Raw genomic sequence first — 21,877 nt, 5'->3', positions numbered from 1 at the left:
AGATTGCCAGTTTCTTGGGGAGAACGCTGCGTTCTTGATCCCATTGATGGCTAGTTGAGTTGCACAGCTGCAGCAGCGCGCTTGCGTTGTTGTTCCAACAACACACGAAGTTGATCGTGCGCCTTCAGTTCGGGATCCTCCTTCAAGATGCTCGCTGCCTCATCCCGAGCTTCCTCCAAAACAGAGCCATCGTCGGCGAGGCTGGCGAGCGCCAAATCGGGCAAACCCGATTGACGGGTGCCCAACACCTGACCAGGACCTCGAAAGCGAAGGTCCATGTCCGCAATCTCAAATCCATCATTGGAACGCACCAACACTTCAAGGCGCTGCCTGGCCAGAGGGTTGCGGCTGTCGTTCACGAGTAAGCAGTAAGAAGCGGCCGCTCCACGACCCACCCGTCCCCGCAACTGGTGCAACTGAGCCAAACCAAACCGATCAGCATGATCAATCACCATCACACTGGCTTCAGGAACATCCACCCCCACTTCCACCACGGTGGTGGATACCAAGATCTGAGTGGCGCCGCCGGCAAAATCAGCAATCACGGCCTGCTTCTCAGCGCTGGCTAAACGGCCGTGGAGCAGGCCAACGCTGAACTCTGGAAACACCTCCTCCGAGAGCTGACGATGCACATCAACCGCTGAACGCAGATCAACTTTTTCTGATTCCTCCACCAAAGGGAGCACCACATAAACGCGTTGCCCCTGAAGCACCTGTTCACGGATGAGCTCATAGGCCTCCTCACGCTCAGAGCTCTTCACAACCTTGGTGCGAATCGGCGTTCGCCCCGGAGGGAGTTCATCGATTTGACTCACATCGAGATCACCATGGAGCGACAGCGCCAACGTTCGCGGGATCGGTGTGGCGGTCATCGTGAGCAGATGGGGCTGCAGTCCCTTGTCGAGAAGACGGTTGCGTTGACGCACGCCAAAGCGATGTTGCTCATCCACCACCACCAGTCCCAACCGTTCGAACTCGACTGGATCCTCCAAGAGAGCATGGGTGCCCACAAGAATGCGCAACGTACCGCCGGCGAGATCGCTCAAAATTTGGCGTCGGCTGCGACGCGGGGTTGAGCCAGTGAGCAGCTCCACGCTGACGTGGAGTGGAGGCAACCAGCTACACAGACTGCGGTAGTGCTGCGCCGCCAAAACCTCTGTTGGCGCCATCAAGGCGCCTTGCCAGCCAGCTTCCACGGCCCGGAGCAACGCCGCAATCGCTACAACGGTTTTTCCACTTCCCACATCCCCCTGCACGAGCCGCGCCATCGGTTCGGGTCGCTCCAGATCCTGTTCGATGTCCGCGAACACCCGCTTTTGAGCACCCGTGAGTTCAAACGGGAGCAGAGATAGAAATCGACCCACCAATCCTTCACAATCCAAGCCCCCATGAAGCACGGGTGCTGAACGCTGACGCAGGGCAGCTCTGCGTTGCATCAAGCTGAGCTGCAGAAGCAGAAATTCGTCAAACACCAAGCGATGACGCGCTTGCTGTAATTGCTCGCTGCTTTCCGGCCGATGGATGGCCACCAGCGCTTGATCGCGAGCCAACAAACCACGTGCTTCGCGGCGCGGCGCAGGCAGGGGTTCAGGCCAAAGACGAACAGCGGGTAAAACCGCTTCCACCAAGCTTCGAAAACGATCAGCCGTGAGACCTTCGGTGAGGGGATACACAGGCAACAAGCGGCCAATTTGGCGAGAGCGCAACGGTGCGTTGGCGCTTTCCATCACCTCAATCAAGGGGTCCTGAAAGCTGACGCCATAGGGCCCACTTTTGACCAAACCACTCACAGCCACCGTGGCACCCACTGGGTACTGACGGGTCTGACCATGCAGGTAGGAGGGATTGCTAAATCGTTTCCCCGCCAAAAAGCGTGTCACCTTGATCCGACCGGTGGGGTCTTGAAGCTGCAACTCAATAATCGAGAGATTCGGATTGCGAGGACTGGTAAATCCATGGGATCGACGCACCGTGGCCACGATCGTTGCGGTTTCTCCAGCCTCCAAGGCCTCAATTCTGCGCAAGGCGGAGTAATCGACATAGTCCCTCGGGTAGTGCTGGATGAGATCACGAACGACCAGCAGACCGAGGCTGGCTAAACGCTCTGCCAACTTGGGACCAATGCCATGCACCCTGGCAAGCGGTGACTCCAAATCGAGCCTGAAAGCAGGGGAGGTGGCTCGCTCGGAAGACGGGGACGACGACGACACCTTGATGCGCGGGGGGGCCATCGGTGCCGATGGTTCAAGGCGCGCACGCAAACCATGGAGCCACTGCCGCGTGCCAGTGACGAGTCGGCGGCGGCCGGCATCCCCTAATTCGGGATAGGCAGCAAAGTCAGTTGATAAAGCCTGCAGACGAACCAAGCTGTCATGGGGCAAAGGCACCGGGGGGGGCATTGCCAATTGGCGGCTCAGAAAGGCATGAAAGCGTTCATGACGCCCTTGTAGATCGAGAAATCCCCTATCCGCTTCTAAGGAGAGGGACTGCTGCAGCGGGCGTAGCCAGGCAAGAAAACACTCCAAGCCCTGACGATCCAGCGCCGGGGTCAGTCCTGACCTGTCGTCGGCGGATTGGGCCACCACTGACTCTGAACCTCCTGACTGGTAAGACGGCTCTGCCAATGCCGCTGCTGCCGCACCATTGTGAGCAAATTGCTGCGATGTTGGCGCAATCGGTATCGGCTGTGCCTCAGAGAACCGTTGTCATATTCGAGATCTGCTGGCCTCAGCAAAATGCTGAGGATTTCCAACGGCTGGTCCTGCGAAGGAATGGGCAAAGGAAGCTTGAGCCGTAAAAGATTTGAGGGCGAAGGAAGCGCCTGCAACTGTCCAGCGATGGCGGCATCCAGGAGCGTGGTTGGAAGCAGGCTGCTCACCAAACCTGCTCTCAGCAACTCAACATTGAGGGCATGGGACAAATTGCGAATCCTGCGGTTTAACGCGGCCTCCTGTCCTTCCAGCCAATTGACCAAATCCACAGGCATCGAGGGGAGCCATTCCTCCTCCAGCTGATCTGCTGGGAAAACGGAGGCACCCAACCCAGACGAATCGGATTCAAAACTCATTGGCTCGCCAGCCGAATCGCCCTGCTGCATCGCTTCACCAGCCATCAAAAACAGGGAGCGCAACAGATCAAAGTCGGCTGACGTGCCGTCAGCAGCTGACTCTGAATCAATCGGATCCTGAACCGATGGAGGCTGCTCATCCAAGGGCTCCATGGATGGGTCATCAACCTCAATCTCCACATCAGGCTCCATGCGAGGAAGCAATCCCTCGAGCAGATCAGGATGCTCAATGGGAGGACTCAGGCTTAACTCAATCCCACCACGATTGATGTCTCTCGGTTCAGTTTGAGCATCAGCCTGAAGGGACTGGCTCACCTCGCGTTGGGCCTGCTGCCGATACTCTGAAACTTCTTTCTGAAGGCGCCTGGAAAGATCCATCAGCTGCTCAACAGTCAGCAGGCTGGAGCAGCGCTGAACAAGTCCATCAAAGGTTTGCTGCAGTTCCGCCTGTTGCTCGACGGACATCCGCGACAGTCGTTCACCCCGTTCGCACAAGAGATGGCCAACGGCATTACGCACGCTTGGCAACAAGAGCTCACGCAAAAGTTGTAGGTAAAGCGCTTGCTCTCGATACAACACTGGAGCAAGACGTCGGCTTTGTTGTTGAAGCCGACGCAGCTGCTCCTTGGGGTCGTAACCGCTCGTGGAGTGAGACTCAGCCGTCAAAATCAGCTGTTCGTCATCGATGCCACTTCCGTAGCAAAGTCGACCTGCTCGATTTCAATGCCTTCACCAAGGGTGTAACGGGTAAAGCGGCGAACCTTCACGTTTTCACCAATCTTTCCAGCCACCTCCTTAACCAAATCGGCTACGGACATTGAGCTGTCACGAATAAAGGGTTGATCCAGCAAGGACAACTCCTTCAAGCGCTTGCCAATGCGTCCTTCGACGATCTTGACCTTCATCTGTTCAGGCTTGCCATCCAGGTCGTCGCGCCCCATCTCGATCGATTTCTCACGATCGATGATGTCTTGAGGAATCTCGTCTGTGCTGACGTATTCAACGTTGGGGCAGGCTGCAACTTGCATCGACACGTCGCGGAGCAATCCCTGGAAGAGATCGCCACGGGCAACGAAATCAGTCTCACAGTTGAGCTCTAGCAACACACCCACACGAGCACCGGTGTGGATGTAACTGCCAATCGCACCTTCTGCAGCTGCACGACTGGATTTCTTTTCAGCACTTGCGATGCCTTTTTGACGAAGCCATTCGATGGCTTTCGTCGTGTCACCACTGGTTTCTGCCAGGGCTTTTTTGCAATCCATCATCCCTGCGCCAGTTTTGTCGCGCAGTTCTTTAACCAGCTTGGCTGAAACGGCCGCCATGAGGTGAATTTAAGTGGGGGGGTCTATGAGAATGCCGCTACGGCGATGAGCGCGCAGCGGCTAAAACGAAGCGTCTAAGAGCTGATGATCAGCCCTGGCCATCATCACCACGGCCATCTTGGCCGCCGTGACGTCCTTCGTTGATCGCATCAGCCAAACGGCTCAAAACCAACTGAATCGAACGAACCGCGTCGTCGTTGCAAGGGATAGGAACCTCACACAAGTCAGGGTCGCAATTGGTATCCAGCATCGAAACCAAAGAGATGTCGAGCTTGCGAGCTTCGAGCACAGCGTTGGTTTCACGGCGCTGATCCACAAGCACCACGACGTCGGGGATCCGACGCATGTTCTTCAGACCACCCAAGTACTTCTGGAGACGCTCGAGTTCACGGCGCAGAACCGCACCTTCTTTCTTGGGGCGCATCGCGATGGCACCACTGGATTCCATCCTTTCAAGATCTTTGAGACGATCAATCCGGGCCTTCATCGTGGTCCAGTTGGTGAGCATTCCGCCCAACCAACGCTGGTTGACGTAAGACGATCCGCAGCGAAGGGCCTCTTGAGCCACCACTTCGGACGCTTGCTTCTTGGTACCAACAAAAAGGAAACGCTTGCCGCTACGCGCAGCTGAACGCACCCATTTGTAGGCGTTATTCATGCAGACAGCTGTCTGCACCAAATCAATAATGTGAACTCCGTTGCGCGCGCAATAGATGTAGCGCGACATTTTGGGGTTCCAACGACGGGTCTGGTGGCCAAAGTGGGCACCAGCTTCCATCATCTCGGCGAGAGTGACGACAGCCATGTTTGTTGAGGGTTTCGGGTTCGCCTCCACCTGTCAGGTATGGCGCGTGATGAGCCAAAGCTCAGAGCACAACGTCCAGCACCCGAAACGGACAGGTGTGCGGGGTGAATAGGACGCCTTAATTTAACAAAGAGTCAGTTCATGTTTGGGAACACGCTGTCGGGGTGATCCTCAACAGGCCAATCCTCATTGACGCCACCGATCAGCAATTCATCGAGCTTCACAACATCAGAGTTGAGTTGCTTTAAGGCATTGATTAAAACGTCCAGGGCAATTCCATCACTGGTCCCCAAGTCCAACCAGCAACGCGCCCACTCCTCGTGGTATTCGAGCTGACCCATGTTGTGCATCAAGGCCGGCATCGCCGTGGAGGCATCGTCGTTGTCGTAACGCATGAAACTGAGATCCTCAGCTTCTTCATGCACCTGAAGGTTTTCGGCATTGAAACCTCCCAGACGACCGATCACATACCAACTGTCAAAGATGCCATCCACATAATTTCGCTCCCCTTGACTGGGTGCCTCACTGAAGCGGAGCCACACCCAGCAATTAAACGGATCAACCTCTCGGAAACGAACGTGCATGGCCTATGGGAGACCTCCGCATCATCGCTGTCTCAAAACAGATCGGCCACGATCATGATCATTCATGCTGATTACAGCACTGCTATCAAAGGAAGCCTCTGAACCACATGCTGGAGCTGAACGACATTCGATTCCGGCCGGCGACGTCAGAACGCGTGGTCCTGAGCGACATCAACCTCAAGGCATCGCCAGGCGAGCCAGTGCTGATCTCGGGCAATAGCGGCAGTGGTAAAACAAGCCTGCTGGAAGTGATCAGTGGCTTAGCGGCAGCGGAGAAAGGCTCAATCCGCTGGAATCAAGAAGAGCTCTCGCGGCGGCAAAGGCGCTGGCTATGTGGTGTGGTTTTTCAGTTTCCTGAACGTCATTTTCTGGGATTGAACGTGTCTCAGGAGTTAAAGCTTGGCCATAAACGGCTTACGAGTGAGGAGCGAAGCCATGTGCTGAGACGAGTGGGACTCGGTGATGTGGATTTGCGACAGGCCCCCGAACGTTTAAGCGGAGGGCAACAACGACGCCTTGCCTTAGCCGTGCAGCTGTTGCGCCGCCCACAAGTGCTGCTGTTGGATGAACCAACCGCTGGTCTTGATTGGTCCGTTCGCTCCGAAGTGCTCGAATTGCTTCAAGATCTCGCCCACGATCGCTTGCTCATCGTGGTCACCCATGAACCGGATCTGTTTGAAGGATGGATCGGTCACCATTGGAGCCTGATGGAGGGGCGTCTCCACGCTCTGTCACCATTGCCGGTGTGATGAACAAACGCCATGGGTGACTGCCTTGTCCGGGCCACGGCAGCTGGCGGAGGCATCAGGCTTGTGGCGGTGACCACCACAGAAGCCACACGCGAAGCGAGGCGGAGGCATCGCCTGTCCTATTTGACAACGGTGATGCTCGGTCGTGCCATGGGTGCTGGGCTGTTGTTAGCCAGCTCGATGAAGGTGCGTCACGGCCGTGTGAACTTGCGCATTGGCTCCGATGGACCCATCGGTGGGCTGTTTGTCGATGCCGGAAGAGATGGTCGCGTGCGCGGATATGTAGGACACCCCGAACTGGAATTAGACCCCATTGAAAATGAAGCTGGTCACTACAGCTTTGATTTCAATGCGGCTGCGGGAACGGGCTACCTTCACGTTGTAAGGGATGAAGGGAAAGGAGAACCATTCAGCAGCACTGTTGAGTTGGTTCGTGGAGGAATTGGAGAAGATGTTGCATCATATTTGCTGCACTCAGAGCAAACACCTTCTGCAGTATTTGTTGGCGAAACAATCAACAAGGAAGGGCTGGAATGCAGTGGTGCACTTTTAGTGCAGGTGTTACCCAAAGCAGCGAGAGAACCAGCGTTGGTGGCTTTACTCGAGGAACGTTGCCGCGAAATCAACAACTTCAGCGAACATCTACGTAGCAGCAAGGATCACCTAGAAAATCTCCTCAAAGATGTTTTCCCAGATTTAGATCCTCAGCCAATTCCCGCCGGGGAACCGATGCAACCGATTCAATTTTATTGCCCTTGCAGCCGAGAAAGAAGCATCAATGCATTGAGACTGTTCGGCAAAGAAGAGCTAAGCACCATGCTTAAAGAAGACAATGGAGCTGAACTCACATGCCATTTTTGCAGTGAAGTTTACAAACTCGACGAAAAGGAATTATCAACACTGATCGAGAGCCTGTAAGTGCCTTACTCAAATAAATAAGCTCAAAGCAATAAGCTCAAAGCAACAACAACGCTCCAGCGAGCAGAACCAAATATGCAGGGACTGCTTGGAGGAGAATCGGATTAAAGGGCAATCCTGCTTGCGTCGCAAACAAGGCTCCAACCACGGCTCCCAGCACCAAACCCAAGGCCACGAAAGCCAAACTCCACCCCAAAGCACCAAGGGGACGGCGACCACGCTTGACCTGAGAAATGAACAAGCCAATCGTGGAGAGGGCCAGCACTAAGTCGACAGCGGTAGGAGCGGCAAGAAGCAGCAACAGACCAATTCCGCCAGCGATGAGTCTCACCACCAACCCTTGCCCATCGACCAAGCGCAAGCTCGGAAGAAAACTGGCTGAGTTCAGCTTTGGATTCGGGAGGGAGAGATTCCGAATTCTGGTTAACAGCGCGGAGCTGTTGACAGGTGACGTTGGGGCAGTCGTTGTGTTTTGACTCTCAAGCCGAGACGCCGTGACAGCAGCGGAGCTAATCGTTCCCGACTGTCGTTGACGCAAGCGCCCCATCAGAACGGCGTCGTAGGCGGTTTCGATCCGTGCCCGAGCCATTGGATCATCACCAGCGGCTTTCAGAGAGGTTTCGCGGGCCTGTTGGACCTCCTCAAACCCTGCGTCAGCAGAAATTCCGAGCCTTTCGTAAGGATCCTGGGACTCTGAGCTCGAGCCGAGATCAACCCCTGATGCCATTAATCCACTTAAGTCTCTATTGAGCGTATCGAGCGGAGCGCGCAATCGGGAGAGCTGAGTTGAATCAAAACAGTGGCTGGCCATGCTTGAACCCCTGAACTTTTTCAAGTTGGCTCCTGCAATGGGGCACCTCAGCGCTATCCAGCCATTTTCTGCGTTTGATCAATGGCATCTGGGGGGGGAGGTGATAGCCCTCAACCACCTCAACACGGTCCTGCCCAGGACGAAAACACACATAGTCGGTGCCGCCGTCAGAGCATGGGCGTAGAAGCCAAACGTGGCTCAACACAAACAGATCCATTGGATCAGTCTGGCGAGTGTGAAGCAATGTTGTGAGTGGCCTTGGAGCAGCGACGGCCGATTAAAGGCTGATGGGCTCAACACCACTCACAACAGGCGCGACAGTGCTGAGATCCAACTCGGGATGCTCCTCAACAAGTTGATTCAAATTCCATTCGTTTTTGAACAACAAGACGGGGCGATTCCAGGCATCGCGCACGGTTTTGCAATTAAAGATGCGTCCCACATCATCCAACGATGACCAGCCACCAGTAACCCAACGTGCCACCTGAAAACCAAGGGGTTCGAGGCGGGTATCGACGCCATACTCATTTTCCAGGCGGTGCTGAACAACTTCCAACTGCAACTGACCCACGGCGGCAAGAATTGGATCACGCTTGCTTTCGTCGGTGTCATAGAGAATTTGAACGGCACCCTCTTCTCGGAGCTCATTAACGCCTTTGCGGAAGTTTTTGAAAGCAGATGGATTTGGATTGCGCAACCAACTAAAGATTTCCGGACTAAAACAGGGAATTCCTTCATATTCAACCTTTGCCCCCGTATAAAGTGTATCTCCAATAGAGAACATACCGGGATTATTTAAACCAATTACATCACCTGGATAAGCATCTTCAACAACAGCCCTATCTTGACCAAATAACTTCTGAGGACGCGAAAGACGAATGGTGCGTCCTGTACGGGCGTGGCGCACGGACATATCTTTTTCAAAACGCCCACTACAAACACGAACGAAAGCGACACGATCACGGTGACGTGGATCCATATTTGCCTGCAGCTTGAACACAAATCCGCTGAATTCTGGTCGCAAAGGATCAACAGGGCCGTCTGTACCTACTCGTGCAACTGGCTTTTGGGCCATATCCATAAATGCATCCAGGAATGGACGCACGCCAAAGTTAGTCATGGCTGATCCAAAAAAGACCGGAGTGAGTTCACCGGCATGGACCAATTCAAGATCAAGTTCTGCACCAGCGGCTTCAAGAAGATCAAGATCTTCGACAGCCTGAGCGAGCAACTCTGGCTCCACCAAGTCAGTTAATTCTGGATCATCCAAATCCAACAACTTTTCCTCAGACTGGCGACCACGCTCAGCACGACTAAACAGAACAACCTGACGCGTACGGCGATCAATCACACCACGAAACAGTTCACCGCTGCCAATCGGCCAATTCACAGCCCAAGGAGTCAGGCCTAATTCAGCCTCAATTTCGTCCAGCAGAGCTAAGGGCTCTCTTCCAGGACGATCCATCTTATTGATGAACGTAAAAATCGGGATCTCCCGCATCCGGCAAACCTCAAACAGCTTGCGTGTTTGAGGCTCAAGACCTTTTGCAGCATCTTCAAGCATTACCGCGTTATCGGCGGCAGCAAGGGTTCGGTAGGTATCTTCAGAAAAATCCTGGTGACCAGGCGTATCCAGCAAATTAATGGTGCTTCCGGAATAGTCGAATTGCAGAACGGTCGACGTAATCGAAATACCGCGCTGTTTTTCCAGCTCCATCCAATCAGAGGTGACCTTGCGTTGCTCACCACGAGCCTTCACAGCGCCAGCCTGCTGAATCGCACCTCCATACAGCAAGAGCTTCTCGGTGAGCGTGGTTTTTCCAGCATCAGGGTGGGAAATAATCGCAAAATTGCGACGTCTCGCCACAGCTTCAGCAAGACCATCCTCACCACGCAATGCATCCAACGACTCGCTGCTTTCAGCTCCCAAATGCGTGCTCATGATCTCGCTGTTGACACCACCAGCCTGACAGTCAATGGTCGAGACAGCATCAAGGACACCACTGACCGCATACCTCAAGGTAACGATCACCAATCGCCTCCACCCTGAATTGACTCAGTCCGGCCAGATCGAGCTGATCACGAACCTCTTCTGGAGTGAAAGCGGCGATCAATGATGCTCGAAAATCGCGTTGCAAAACGGAAGGAGCCTGCCTGGCGTACCGATCACAAAGAACATCAACCTCCCGCTCATGAGAGGGACGACGAAGATCGCGGTGCAACACAAAAGCGTTGGGAGCGGCAAGCTCCTTCACGCAATCCCATAGCTTTTGGGGATGATGGAGATGATGCAAAAGACTATTACTCACAATCACAGAAGCACCCTTTAATTGAATCATTTTATCAACAGAATAATGGCTTAAATCAACAAGCTTATAGTTCAAATTCTGAAAAGCAGGTCTCAAACTATTCAGTCGCTGAGTAGCAATATTGATCATGGAAGGAGCGCCATCCAGACCAATCACGTTAGACAGGGGCCAACGAGCAGCAAGCCGCTCAGATATATTTCCCGGACCGCAACCTAAGTCAAGGATCAAGCTACCTGGAGAAAGAGTAGTCGGAGATTCATCAATCAGTTCGTATAAACGCTCAATCACAGAATGGTCGCCGGAACTAAAATCTGCTTCGGCATAGGCGATCACCTGATCAGGCGCATTCATCAACTCTGGTTCAGGACAACGTTGCATCTGACTTAAGGACGTGAAGACTCCACAAAGAGAGTCTGAGTGGGGAAAGGAATTTCAATATTGTTTTCAGCAAGCACTTTAATGAAGCGTTGATGCAGCCTGTGAATGCTTTCTTCAAAATCATCCTGCAAGCGATGAGTAGACGATATCTCCAACTCGTGATCATAACTACAGGCGGAAATTTTCAGCAGACGACAATTAACACAATGGAGATAAGGATCGATATTGACAGCGGATCTCAGTAGATCTGGAACACGCAACAACTGCTCTGAGGTTGTGGAGTAAGCAACCCCAATCGTAATTTCATACAAATCAATCCTCTCAAGCAATTCCTCAAGCTGCACCAACAGGGTCTCTCTCATCTGCAGATAGGCAGGCCAGCCGTGTAACTCAACCAAGACAAACACGATCAATGTCTTGGAATCTCCAGAATCATTATCCAAACTCACGAGAGACGACTCTGCTTTTAAACCATGAAGGCGCTCAGGGTCATCGATCAATAAACGAGTTTGACGAAGCAACTCTTCCAACTGGAAGGGTGAAAAATCTGCAGGCAGCTGCAAACGCACTTCCATGCCCTGCCGAGGATGGGGTGAGGGGAAACGATCTCTCCTTGAAAAATTAACAATCGTGGCTTCATCAGCAACCGAATTTGGAATCTTGACGAGGCTTTCAAGCGTTTGCAGCTCTAATGAACGAAGACCAATTTTCGTCACAAAACCAAGATTCTCACCAATTTGACAAAATTCACCAACGCGAAGAGGGCGGTCCGTTTGAATGGATAAACCGGCAAATAAATTGCCCAGCAACTTAGAAGCACCAAGACCAATGGCGAGTCCAGGGACGGCTGAAAAAGCAAGCACTGTGCTCGCAGGCAAACCCAGCAGCAAAAGCAATCGATAGATGAGCACAACCGCCACAAGCAGTCCTACAGCCCTACTCAGAGGCATCACCAGGTTGCTGATCCGCTGCAATTGAAGGGTGGATTGCCCCCCGCGCAAACGCGTCAGAAGCTCAGCACCACTTCGGCCAATCGCCTCTAACAAATAAAAAGCAAAGATACTTGCGGCAGAGTAAAAAATAATATAGAAAAAATAGGTTGCAAATACTAAAGGGAATCCAGTAAAATTAATGACATCATCAATAAATTTATCAGTCAAGCTGGTTAGCAAGACAACAGGAAGAACAATCAGAACCCTTGTCCAAGCAATATTATCCTGGAGCCAATCAGACACTGGAATCTGAAGAGACCCAGAATCCCTATACGTTGTGATCAGCTGACCAACAAACCAAAGACTTGCAAGGATATACAAAGCAAAGACAACAATGGCACAGCCAATCTGAAAGAGAGTTTGCCCCTCAATAGGGATCTCGATCACACGTCTGACCCCAGCAGGAAGCATCAAATACCATTTGGGAGGAACCAAGTAGCCAGGGGTGAAAATAAAATCCTTATAAAAATGAGGGGTTGCGAAGGGTTGATCGATCGGCGCTTGATTTTCAATTTCTTCGTACATGTCATGAATGGACGCAACCGTATTGCTTGAGAAGTAAAAATTCTCATTACTGGTGTCATTATCAATCACAGTCGTGAGTTCAATGGCCGTTCCTGGGATCCTCCAAGATGATATGGAATCAGCACCTGCATCAGCCGAGGTTTTAAGATCATCAATATTGGGAATAACGATTTTCTGATGACTATGAGAAAACACATAATCAAGTACATGTTTCAACTGAATAGCAGCCTCATCAGCCATATCGCTACGAACACTCTCCGGAAAATGAGAGGAGTCAAGCGATTTCACCGCCAGAATAAATAATAAATCCGTATCTTCAATTTGTTCTCGTCGCTTCTGGGACGAAAACAATCCTTTGCTCAGGGTTGCTTGTTGACCAAGTGAATCAGCACGATGGCCAACCTTTGCCATCACGGCATAAAAATTCAGCAATGTAACTCTTGGACTCTCCCCTACCACTTGCCCCAGAACAATGTCAGTCCAAGACGTTGAAATGTCTTCTAAGGAAGGGTAAAAAGGTTGGTCTTGAAGTGGGATCGCACTCGAGGGTGCTGAAACGGAATAGACGGATCGTGCTTCCGCTGATCGAAGTCCGATGGTTGGGAGTACAGACAACACAACAGCAACCACGAAAGCCAGTGCACGCCATCTCCATGAATCACTGCGGCGGCGCTTAACCATGCCTCTTGGACGCTGAATAAAGATGTCCATCGTGCCAGCGAGGCAGATCTCAGCGGAACCATCAGGCCTCCATCCCAGAAAAACACCGTTGATGGTGCCTACAAACACATACACACCCCATTGGTGGCGTTAGGATTGGCCTAGGACAAGATGACACTCGCTAGTGACTCTCACACCAAGCCGCACAGAAAAGTCAGATACACAAACCAGCGGGCTCGCGCCCATTAATGGTGAATTCCCAGCAAGCGCCCCTGCAGCCAACCCTGTTTTTTATCGCACTTACAGCCGTCGTCTGACCAAAGGAAGAGAAAGCTGGAGCGAAGTAGGGGAAAGAAATCGATCGGGGCTCCTAAAGCTTGGTTCCCTCAATGCAGAGGAAATGGCTCTATTGGCCAGGATGCAGGCTGAGAAAAAAGCCCTTCCCTCAGGCCGGTGGCAATGGATTGGTGGTACTCCATGGATCGAAAAGCCTGAAAATTTCTCCGGGGCCTACAACTGCACCTCCACAAATCTTGTGGATTGGGAGGCTTTCGGGCTGATGATGGATCTGGCAATGATGGGGTGTGGAACAGGCGCCATCATTGAGCCCCACTTCATTGATCGACTTCCAGTCGTTACCAACCCAATTGAAGTTCTAAGCGTTTCCGATATTGGGATCACAGCTGCAGAACAACGCCAAGAAGCAACCACTTACAGAATCAGTGATCACAGCGTCTCGATCAAGGTGGGGGACACCAGACGTGGCTGGGTAGACAGCTATCAATTGCTCTTAGAACTGAGCAGCGATCCTCGATTCGAAGGCAGAAAAGTCGAAGTCGAGATCGATCTCTCTGATGTTCGACCCGTCGGTGAAACCCTCAAGGGTTTCGGAGGCATGGCGAACCCAGTGAAATTAAAAGATCTCTACGGTCGCGTCGCAAAATTACTTGGCAAAGCAATCGGTCGAAAGCTCACATCGATCGAATGCTGTCTGCTGATTGACGAAGCAGCCGTCACAATTGTCGCCGGCAACATCCGACGCAGCGCAGGGATGCGCCAATTCGCTTCCGATGACACCTCAGCAGCGGGAGCCAAGGAGAATTTGTGGCAACAGGATTCAGAAGGAAATTGGAGAATTGATCCTGAGCGCGATGCGCTACGGATGGCGAACCATACCCGCGTTTATCACACCCGCCCAAGCAGAGATGTTCTGCTTGAAGCGGTAACGCGTCAATTCCACAGCGGAGAAGGTGCTATTCAATTTGCACCTGAAGCTCTGGCTCGCTCCAACGCTGATTTGCTCACGACCCAAGAACTTAAAAGCGAATTTATCGAGATTTATTGCGACCAAGGTCGTGAAGAAGCTGGTCGCTGGCTTCAACAAAATCATGGTCCGATCTCAGAAGACGAACTTGAGCATCGACTGAGCCGCTATGGATTAAACCCTTGCGGTGAAATCCTCGGTGCAGATTTTCATTGCAACCTTGCAGAAGTTCATTTAAACCAAATCGACCCCAAGGATGAATCGTCACAACGCGATGCTTTCCGAGCCGCAGCCCTTTCTGTTGCCTGCCTGCTCAATCATAAATTTGAAGTAGAGCGTTACCGCCAGAGTCGTGCCTGGGACCCAATCGTAGGTGTGAGCTTTACTGGCTTGTTTGACTTTTTCGTGCATGCATTTGGCACACCTTGGTTGCAATGGTGGGAAGCTGGCCGACCTGAAACAGAGGAAGGATTGGAATACAAGAGGCAAGAGGCTGATTACTTAAAGCGCTGGAAATCAATTGTGAATGAAACCGTATGGGATTATTGCGATCGTCATGAACTGAGGAGGCCAAACCGCTGCACCACAGTTCAGCCCGCTGGAACAAAAAGTCTGCTTACAGGTGCTGCACCTGGTTGGCATCCTCCCAAAGCTCAGCGCTTTATCCGCAGGATTACATTCCGGAAAAACGATCCTGTAGCGATGGCCTGCATGGACTACGGCTACACAGTGGTTCCTTCTCAGTCTGATAAAGATGATCAAGGTCGTCTTTTGAACGACCCATTCGATACACGCTGCACGGAATGGTTAGTAGAAATTCCAACCGAGGTGAGTTGGGCCAATCTGCCTGGAGCAGACACTGTGGACATCAATGCGTTTTCAGCATTGGCACAGTTTGATTTTTACATGCAAGTCCAATCGCACTTCACCGCCCACAACACATCGGCAACAATCGAATTTCGTGAGCATGAGATTGAGCCCTTAACCGATGCTCTACATCGGACCATCCAAGAGGGTGGCGGTTATATTTCTGCGGCACTTCTCGCTCGATTCGACGCAAACGCAACCTTCCCTCGTTTGCCATTCGAACCAATCGATGCACAAACCTACGAGCGCATGCAGAAAGAAGTGCTTCAACGTCGGGTCAACAGTGACTTTTTCGACGCATTGCAAAGGTATGACAGCGGAGAGCTCACTGAAGCAGGTCCAGCCGGATGCGATTCAGATAAGTGCCTCTTACCTCTAGCCAAACCCAATAACTAAAGAACCCCAAAAGTCTCAGGCTTCAATCCTGAGACTTTTTTATGTAAAAAAATAAATGCAGAGAAGGTAAGTCAAAACCCCCTCAAATTCATCCAAAGGGCAAACGCAATATCTACACGTTAATCACGCGATCGATCATAAAAACTTAGTTAATAGCTAACGAAAGAAAGATACAACCACTCAATCATCTTGAGACAGATTTGGAGAACTCCAGCCATCATTAAGATGAGATGATAAAATATCGAAGCCTCCAGGAGAGGTGGTCGAGTGGTTTATGGCTCTGGTCTTGAAAACCAGCGTGTCTGCAAGGGCACCGTCGGTTCGAATCCGACCCTCTCCGCTCAATAGCCAAGCAAAACCCAGTCATTGACTGGGTTTTTTATTGCCTAGGGCCGGGCACAGAGCCTTCTAGCGTGAGGCCTCTCCGAGCTTGGTTCGGCTTGAAATTTGCCTAAACGGAACAGAATGTCTCGAAGATGTGTCGAAGAAATAGCGTGGATCTGGCCGCCACAAACGCCAGCATCAAAGCCAAAGGGCTTGGCGGAAGCTTATTAAAGGAGCGAGGTTCTCTCTATTGGCGTATTCGAATAACTGTCGCATTTGGTGAGAGCAAGACACGCAAGTTTCACCTGCGACTTAATGCACAGGAGGAAGTTCTTGGATTAGCGGAAACCAGAATTGAAGAGCTTGCTGGGTTGCTCGCCGCTCTTTACTTTGGGCGATGTTGTAAGCCCCAAGCAGCTCTGAATCCATTTCTTGAGCGTCGAATGGATGAACGCCATTGACCTGTGCATCGCTTCATGAATGGAATCCATGGCCTCCTTCACCCTGTAAGTGCCTTCTCTCTTGCGGTAACGCTTGATCAGTGAGTTGGCTTTGCAATAAAGCAAAAGCTTGTAGGTGTCTAGATCACTTTTTACCCATCTTGGTGAGTCGTATGCAGTTGCCATAACAAAATATTGAAGGTAAATCCCTGCCTGCAATCGCCAGATCGATGGATAGCAAAACCCTACGCCGCAACCCTAGAACAAAAAGGTCAACATTATTGAAGAGACCGAAGTCATAGATCAACTCAGCAAATTCAATCGCAAATGGCATCTTAAGTTGGGACGATTTAAGGGTTGAAAACTGACCATGCTGATTACAACAACGCCAACGGTGGAAGGCAGGAACATCATTCACTACCGCGGTCTGGTGACGGGCGAAGCGATCATCGGAGCCAATATTTTCCGGGACATGCTTGCAAGCATGACGGACATCATTGGAGGGCGCTCACGGGCGTACGAGCAAGCACTGGAGAAAGCCCGACAAGTCGCTACTGAAGAAATGGTGGCAAGAGCAACCGCTATGAAAGCCAATGCGGTGATTGGCGTGGATATCGATTACGAAGTCTTTGGTGAAGGCGGAATGATGATGGTGTCACTCAGTGGCACAGCTGTGCTTTTAAGCGGTGAAACACCGCAAGGGGAATTGCCGACGAGGTCGTCATCAACCATCTAAAGACAGAGTGAAATTCACAGGCAGCGATCAAAATCAGCTTGCAGGCTTGAAACCTGGCCCTGGCATCACCGGAGTGCCACCGTTGCAGAAATTAGAAGCAAACACTTCTTTGTCCTGAACTGTCCAATCGGGTTTATTGGCTTGATACCAGGCAATGCTGTCGCTGTAGCAGGTGTTCCAACGCGCCGCATGCTGAGCAATGGGTCGAAGTGAAATCGCAACTGATGCAGAACTCACTGTGGCAACAACAGCTAATACGGGAAACAGGTGGGCATTGATCATCTCGCGAGCTTGGGACATGGACGAACGATTCGATTTCCACCATTCTCACCTCACGTCAGGCCGAGAATCCGCTTTGTAGAAACACGCAGCACTCGGAGACCTGCTCGCATGGCCTCTGCCGCGGGTCTTAAAGATGCACACGATCAAGAGTGAACAGACAAAAGAAAACCCCGCCAAAGGCAGGGTTTCTCGGCTTCTCGTTGGGCGTGTTGCCTAGTTTCCACTCCGTGAAGAAGCCCTCCTCACGCATGTATTTTGCGTCCCAAACAACGCCCTGCAACAGATCGTCAACACTTAGATGACTGTCACAGGAGAACCTCAACTGGCATGGAAGACTCCATCAAAAGGGAGGCTGACGATCAAGGAGGGAACTTTTCTAGTGGTCAGTGCGGTGCGTTGCCCACGCGCATTGCCAAGCATGTTGCTGAGAAATCACAGCATGACCATTCTCTACCTGCTGCTGGCCAACGCTGGTGTTATCAATAAAAAGCTCCGCAACCGTGCGCCCGTAGCGATCAGTGGCGATGCGGCGGATACCCACCAATCGACCTAAAACCAATGTCCTCAAATGAAATGCCGACTGATCGGCCAAGCTGTTGTCATAAGCAGTGGGCTGCATTCTGGTTGCCCTGAAACGAGGCCTCTTCTTCCTTTCAGGAGCATCGATACACGCCAACCTGACTTTTTCAGCATTGGTGGTCGTACAAGTATCCCCGTCGTAACACGACTGAAATCGAACCAAAGGCATGCCTTGAGCACTCACACGTTCCGAAAAAGCATGAGCCAACAAAAGAAGAAAGACGATAGAAAGAATTTTGAGCATGGCACCATTCTCGCGAAAACCCTTGCCCAGCTCAAAAGCCTTAGCTCAACATCCCAAGAGCAAACAACCGACCGTGCACAGGCCATCTCAACAGATGGCCTGAAAATTGAATGGCCTACTTAGAGGTCGAAGCCCAATAACGACGGTAGATCGACTGTATTTTAGGAGGGGCGAATAGAACGGCCATAGCAAGATTTGGTAATGACTAAATCCCTGATAGCTGTCTCGGCAGATGGACACAAGTCGTGAATGACACAAATCAGCGAACATTGGAAAGATTTAAGATTCCGACCGCAGTTGTCTTCACTCACGCAATCGGAAAAGCCATCAACAATCTTTCCAAGAACAAGACATCATCAATATCAATTCATCGAGACGAGCAGAGAATGATCATTACAAGCAAATTAAATCACTTTAGATTAACCACATGATTAACAACTTGGAAAATCTGATTTAATCAGACGAACGAACACTCGAAATAAACTAGACTTATTTTCATATCCCTCAGGAATAAAGCCAAGAGCCTGTAAGGAATCACTTCACGCGAAAGACAAATACGAGAAATTGCTCCAGAATTCTGATGAAAATCATAGAAAGACCGCGCTCGTATGGACAAATTTGTCGATGTACGACTGAGTGCAGAAGAAGCTGAACTCATCGACTTTGCACTCGATCTGGTCGTTGATGCTTACGGTAAGAACCTTGAACAAGGGGGAATTGTTGATCAGCTGAAGGGAAAGTACAGGGGCACAGAGGCAAGGGCTTTTGTAGACCAGCTCCGCAGACGCTGCTATATCGCCACGGATCTGGACTGATCTTCAGAGGAATGAAATCGACACATCATTCCGACAGGCGCATCGTCGAAGCAGAAAATGAAAACCGCAAAAAAGGAGTAAAAAACTTTATGATTTTCTTCTAACACATTCAAGCCAAAACTTAAGTATCAATTCAAACCACAAAAAAACGCGTTATCCGTCAATTCTCACCACTCGGTATGGATGTGAACACTTTGCTTGCTAATGGGAACCACAATGCGAGAAACTATCAACAATAAGTAAATTTACTCATGGTTGATATTGAACGGCTTACTCCTGATGGGTGGAAACCCAGTGCCAGACAGGAAGATATCCATGCAGCGGTCACTTATGCGAAAACACTTTGCATGGAAGAACCCTCTACGTACAGAGTTCTCCGCAACGACGACTTAATCTGTCTCGTCCGGCAGCAGGGAATCATCTGGATCAATGCCAGCTCAGAAGTCATGGGACAAACTAAGACTGAAAAACCTATTTCCGTTTGATGACAAGGCCTGAACATCTTGATGTGTTGCAAACGCATCAATAATAAATTACATGACTTCTATGTCTTTTACTGGCAATTGCAGATACTGAAACAAGAAAAATAAAGCATCACTCTATTCGTAAAATATTTTATATAAAACATGACTTAAAAGGTCAAATTGAGATGGGCTAGTAAGATGAGAGCAGATTGAAAAGAATCAAACATGCAAGGACTCAAGTTTTTGACCTTAATTTTGTTTGCATACACGCTTGGATTTGATTTTGTCACACCAGCACTAGCTAAATCAACACGAAGCTTCAGTGGATCAAATCCAGCTGAAGTTGAAAAAAATGCAAGGAAGGCTGGTTTTGACTATCCCGATGGAGAGATGAAGTGCAGCAATCGTTGCAACCAGCGATGGGCTAAAGAGTAGAGGAGCCAGTAATATCAATTCTAACGTTTTATCAGGCAATTTTAACCTCTTTAGGCTATTCCTGCCAAATCTATCCACACCTAGCAACGATCTCAACAGAAAGATAGACGCATACAGACAAAAATAAGCTCAGATTGCTACTTAAGCCCTTAAAAATGCAGATTTTGAACAACATCTAGCAAATAACTCAATAAAATTAGCTGCATACTCCGCAGCCAAGCAGGAATGGCTCATCAGTACTATCAAATTGGTGCTTTTCCCGCCTTGCGCTCAGCAAAAAGCCCCGCTTAGCTGCGCTAGGCGGGGCCGGGTGATGGGGAACCACAAGCATGACACACTTTGGCTTGTTTTCCACAAAATCAGCTATTCAGCACCCTTTCGCCAGTTTTCTCCACAGCGTGTGGGAAACAGGCCTGTTGCGGGGCTGATCTGTGGAGGATTCGCTCGAATTCGTGGAGAACAGCGCATCTGCAATGCAGGAATCGACCTATTCTTTGATGGGCTGGGTGATGGGGATCATTCCAGTGGACTCTCCCTCCCACCGAGGGGTTTTTAATTGGGACGAAGACAAGAGGAGATCGATCAGTGTGGGCAGTGGCAATGGGGTTGCAGTCTCCTCGCCAAGGTCTTACAAATCAGTGCAGTATAGAAATAGACTTTTAGAGATAGATATAATCGCCTAACAAAAGCAACGTCAAGTACTACTATCTTCTAAATCGCATTAATTCGCAAATAGATAGGTGGAATACAATCAACCATTAAGGAACACTCAACAGCAACTGAATAAAGCTCCTAGCAGTTTTCCAGCGGTTGAAATTAATCTTTTGCGCAAATACTGATTCAAATTTTTAATCATCAAGGCAGGATTATTTCCCCCTAAAAGCGCAGGCAGAAGGTGTTTATGGGCCCATGCAAAGGAGATAAATTGGCCTCAGAGTTCACTGGAAATAACTAATATTTTAATTCAAAATGCAACAGGAAAGTGTAGACAGCGCATACCTAAAAGAATTTTGATATCAAAACACGATTCAATAAAGCGATAGGGTTGGATAGATTGGAATCAAGTGGCGCAATTAGCTTCTTTGGTTAGGCTAACAATAAGATTATTAGCGGGACATTCTTGAAAATGCATTCCTAAGAGGCCAACTTGACTACAAAGTTTCTCTACAGCTTCAAGATCTCGAACCCCCCAAGATGGATTCCGGTCACGAAGCGATTGATCAAAGACCTCATTACTCAAGCTCGTATGAGATCCGTTGCGTCGAAAAGGTCCATAAAGAATGAAGCGACCTCCAATCGGAAGGTTTTCAGATGCTTGATCGATTAATGATTTGCAGCAACTCCAAGGAGCAATATGAATAAGGTTGATCGCAATCACAACCTTTAATTCAAGCCTGATGGATTCAGGAAGCAGCCAAGGACGATCAAGTACATTGAGTTGTAATGCTTTCGGCATCTGATCACTCAAACTCTGATGGGCAATCCAAGCGTTAATGCTTTGGCAATGGCTTGGGTCAGAATCACTGGCTTGCCATCGAATACCAGGGAAACGGCGCTGGAAAGTCACAGCGTGTTCACCACTTCCACTTGCTATTTCAAGAACAGACCCATGCTCAGGCAGCATTTCAGCAAGAGCGTCACCAATGGGGACACGATTACGCTCCGTTGCCGGAAAATAAAGACGGTCTTGATCAGACGATGAAAACATCACAACAAATAATTAAAACTTTTTAGTTGTCAATTAAGCCCAATAGCCGAACCAATATCTAAAGAATAAAGAGTTATCATAAAACCACAGAATATTAAATTACCATATCCCATCTACATACAGCTCGTGATCCCACATCCATCTTGAGCCAATCATCAAAAGATTCATTCAAAGCGTTCCCAATCAAGGAGTAAAGCGAT

At 50.3% G+C, this 21,877-nt stretch carries 20 protein-coding genes and 1 tRNA gene; 8 read left to right on the top strand and 13 right to left on the bottom strand.

What is annotated here, in order from left to right; translation table 11 throughout:
- Positions 1-50: 50 nt before the first annotated feature.
- The 5 genes from recG to SYN8016DRAFT_RS01600 all read right to left on the bottom strand — a co-directional run bounded on the left by recG (position 51) and on the right by SYN8016DRAFT_RS01600 (position 5,781).
- Complete coding sequence (gene recG, locus SYN8016DRAFT_RS01620; protein ID WP_006852473.1) at positions 51-2,585, bottom strand: ATP-dependent DNA helicase RecG; 2,535 nt, start codon at positions 2,583-2,585, stop codon at positions 51-53.
- Positions 2,549-3,733 (bottom strand): hypothetical protein, encoded by a 1,185-nt coding sequence (locus SYN8016DRAFT_RS01615; RefSeq protein WP_006852472.1) that lies wholly within the window; start codon positions 3,731-3,733, stop codon positions 2,549-2,551. The genes recG and SYN8016DRAFT_RS01615 overlap by 37 nt, the downstream gene beginning before the upstream one ends.
- A gap of 2 nt (positions 3,734-3,735) precedes the next feature.
- A complete protein-coding gene (gene tsf / locus SYN8016DRAFT_RS01610) occupies positions 3,736-4,392 on the bottom strand; it encodes a translation elongation factor Ts (RefSeq protein WP_006852471.1) in 657 nt (218 codons plus the stop codon).
- A gap of 88 nt (positions 4,393-4,480) precedes the next feature.
- The gene (gene rpsB, locus SYN8016DRAFT_RS01605) at positions 4,481-5,197 is read right to left on the bottom strand and encodes a 30S ribosomal protein S2 (RefSeq protein WP_006852470.1); all 717 of its coding nucleotides are present in this window, start codon (positions 5,195-5,197) and stop codon (positions 4,481-4,483) included.
- A gap of 134 nt (positions 5,198-5,331) precedes the next feature.
- Entirely contained in the window at positions 5,332-5,781 is a 450-nt protein-coding gene (locus tag SYN8016DRAFT_RS01600) for a DUF3531 family protein (protein WP_006852469.1), read from the bottom strand.
- Between the two features lie 107 nt (positions 5,782-5,888).
- On the opposite strand from SYN8016DRAFT_RS01600, the gene SYN8016DRAFT_RS01595 reads away from it, so the two are divergent.
- Complete coding sequence (locus SYN8016DRAFT_RS01595; RefSeq protein WP_006852468.1) at positions 5,889-6,530, top strand: ABC transporter ATP-binding protein; 642 nt, start codon at positions 5,889-5,891, stop codon at positions 6,528-6,530.
- Positions 6,531-6,542: 12 nt separating this feature from the next.
- A complete protein-coding gene (hslO, locus tag SYN8016DRAFT_RS01590; protein WP_006852467.1) occupies positions 6,543-7,448 on the top strand; it encodes an Hsp33 family molecular chaperone HslO in 906 nt (301 codons plus the stop codon).
- A 37-nt stretch (positions 7,449-7,485) separates the two neighbouring features.
- On the opposite strand, the gene SYN8016DRAFT_RS01585 is transcribed toward hslO, so the two are convergent.
- Genes SYN8016DRAFT_RS01585 through SYN8016DRAFT_RS01565 form a run of 5 tightly spaced genes read right to left on the bottom strand, consistent with a single transcriptional unit; the run spans position 7,486 to position 13,174 of the window.
- Positions 7,486-8,259, bottom strand: a complete 774-nt coding sequence (locus SYN8016DRAFT_RS01585) for a CPP1-like family protein (RefSeq protein WP_006852466.1) — start codon at positions 8,257-8,259, stop codon at positions 7,486-7,488.
- Positions 8,240-8,476 (bottom strand): hypothetical protein, encoded by a 237-nt coding sequence (locus SYN8016DRAFT_RS01580; protein WP_006852465.1) that lies wholly within the window; start codon positions 8,474-8,476, stop codon positions 8,240-8,242. Before SYN8016DRAFT_RS01580 ends, SYN8016DRAFT_RS01585 begins: the two co-directional genes overlap by 20 nt.
- A 60-nt stretch (positions 8,477-8,536) precedes the next feature.
- Positions 8,537-10,201 carry a peptide chain release factor 3 gene (locus tag SYN8016DRAFT_RS01575; protein WP_371212439.1) on the bottom strand — a complete coding sequence of 555 codons (1,665 nt, stop codon included), beginning with the start codon at positions 10,199-10,201 and terminating at the stop codon, positions 8,537-8,539.
- A 49-nt stretch (positions 10,202-10,250) separates the two neighbouring features.
- Positions 10,251-10,946: a trans-aconitate 2-methyltransferase gene (locus SYN8016DRAFT_RS01570; RefSeq protein ID WP_006852463.1), complete on the bottom strand. Its 696-nt coding sequence runs from the start codon at positions 10,944-10,946 to the stop codon at positions 10,251-10,253.
- Positions 10,947-10,951: 5 nt separating this feature from the next.
- Positions 10,952-13,174, bottom strand: a complete 2,223-nt coding sequence (locus tag SYN8016DRAFT_RS01565; RefSeq protein ID WP_253909758.1) for a mechanosensitive ion channel family protein — start codon at positions 13,172-13,174, stop codon at positions 10,952-10,954.
- Between the two features lie 133 nt (positions 13,175-13,307).
- On the opposite strand from SYN8016DRAFT_RS01565, the gene nrdJ reads away from it, so the two are divergent.
- The 4 genes from nrdJ to SYN8016DRAFT_RS01540 all read left to right on the top strand — a co-directional run bounded on the left by nrdJ (position 13,308) and on the right by SYN8016DRAFT_RS01540 (position 17,150).
- Positions 13,308-15,650: a ribonucleoside-triphosphate reductase, adenosylcobalamin-dependent gene (nrdJ, locus tag SYN8016DRAFT_RS01560; protein ID WP_006852461.1), complete on the top strand. Its 2,343-nt coding sequence runs from the start codon at positions 13,308-13,310 to the stop codon at positions 15,648-15,650.
- Positions 15,651-15,903: 253 nt separating this feature from the next.
- Positions 15,904-15,990, top strand: a tRNA-Ser gene (locus SYN8016DRAFT_RS01555).
- Positions 15,991-16,144: 154 nt separating this feature from the next.
- A complete protein-coding gene (locus SYN8016DRAFT_RS01550; protein WP_141561307.1) occupies positions 16,145-16,435 on the top strand; it encodes a hypothetical protein in 291 nt (96 codons plus the stop codon).
- Between the two features lie 349 nt (positions 16,436-16,784).
- The gene (locus SYN8016DRAFT_RS01540) at positions 16,785-17,150 is read left to right on the top strand and encodes a heavy metal-binding domain-containing protein (protein WP_006852458.1); all 366 of its coding nucleotides are present in this window, start codon (positions 16,785-16,787) and stop codon (positions 17,148-17,150) included.
- Positions 17,151-17,183: 33 nt separating this feature from the next.
- Here the strand turns inward: SYN8016DRAFT_RS01540 and SYN8016DRAFT_RS01535 are convergent, their stop codons facing one another.
- Both SYN8016DRAFT_RS01535 and SYN8016DRAFT_RS01525 read right to left on the bottom strand, forming a co-directional pair.
- On the bottom strand, positions 17,184-17,450 hold the full coding sequence (locus SYN8016DRAFT_RS01535; RefSeq protein WP_006852457.1) for a hypothetical protein: 267 nt from the start codon (positions 17,448-17,450) through the stop codon (positions 17,184-17,186).
- Positions 17,451-17,808: 358 nt separating this feature from the next.
- Positions 17,809-18,255 (bottom strand): thermonuclease family protein, encoded by a 447-nt coding sequence (locus tag SYN8016DRAFT_RS01525; protein ID WP_006852456.1) that lies wholly within the window; start codon positions 18,253-18,255, stop codon positions 17,809-17,811.
- Positions 18,256-18,863: 608 nt separating this feature from the next.
- Between SYN8016DRAFT_RS01525 and SYN8016DRAFT_RS01520 the strand changes: the two genes are divergently transcribed.
- Together SYN8016DRAFT_RS01520 and SYN8016DRAFT_RS01510 are read left to right on the top strand one after the other, a co-directional pair.
- Positions 18,864-19,070 (top strand): hypothetical protein, encoded by a 207-nt coding sequence (locus SYN8016DRAFT_RS01520; RefSeq protein WP_006852455.1) that lies wholly within the window; start codon positions 18,864-18,866, stop codon positions 19,068-19,070.
- Positions 19,071-19,759: 689 nt separating this feature from the next.
- Positions 19,760-19,969, top strand: a complete 210-nt coding sequence (locus tag SYN8016DRAFT_RS01510) for a hypothetical protein (protein ID WP_006852453.1) — start codon at positions 19,760-19,762, stop codon at positions 19,967-19,969.
- Between the two features lie 1,060 nt (positions 19,970-21,029).
- Here SYN8016DRAFT_RS01510 and SYN8016DRAFT_RS01500 read toward each other — a convergent pair.
- Positions 21,030-21,677 carry a DUF938 domain-containing protein gene (locus tag SYN8016DRAFT_RS01500; protein ID WP_006852451.1) on the bottom strand — a complete coding sequence of 216 codons (648 nt, stop codon included), beginning with the start codon at positions 21,675-21,677 and terminating at the stop codon, positions 21,030-21,032.
- Between the last annotated feature and the right edge of the window lie 200 nt (positions 21,678-21,877).

The sequence above is a fragment of the Synechococcus sp. WH 8016 genome (assembly GCF_000230675.1).
Lineage (GTDB): Bacteria > Cyanobacteriota > Cyanobacteriia > PCC-6307 > Cyanobiaceae > Synechococcus_C.
Note: the sequence above shows the minus strand (reverse complement) of the source record. Positions and strands in the feature narration are given on the sequence as shown.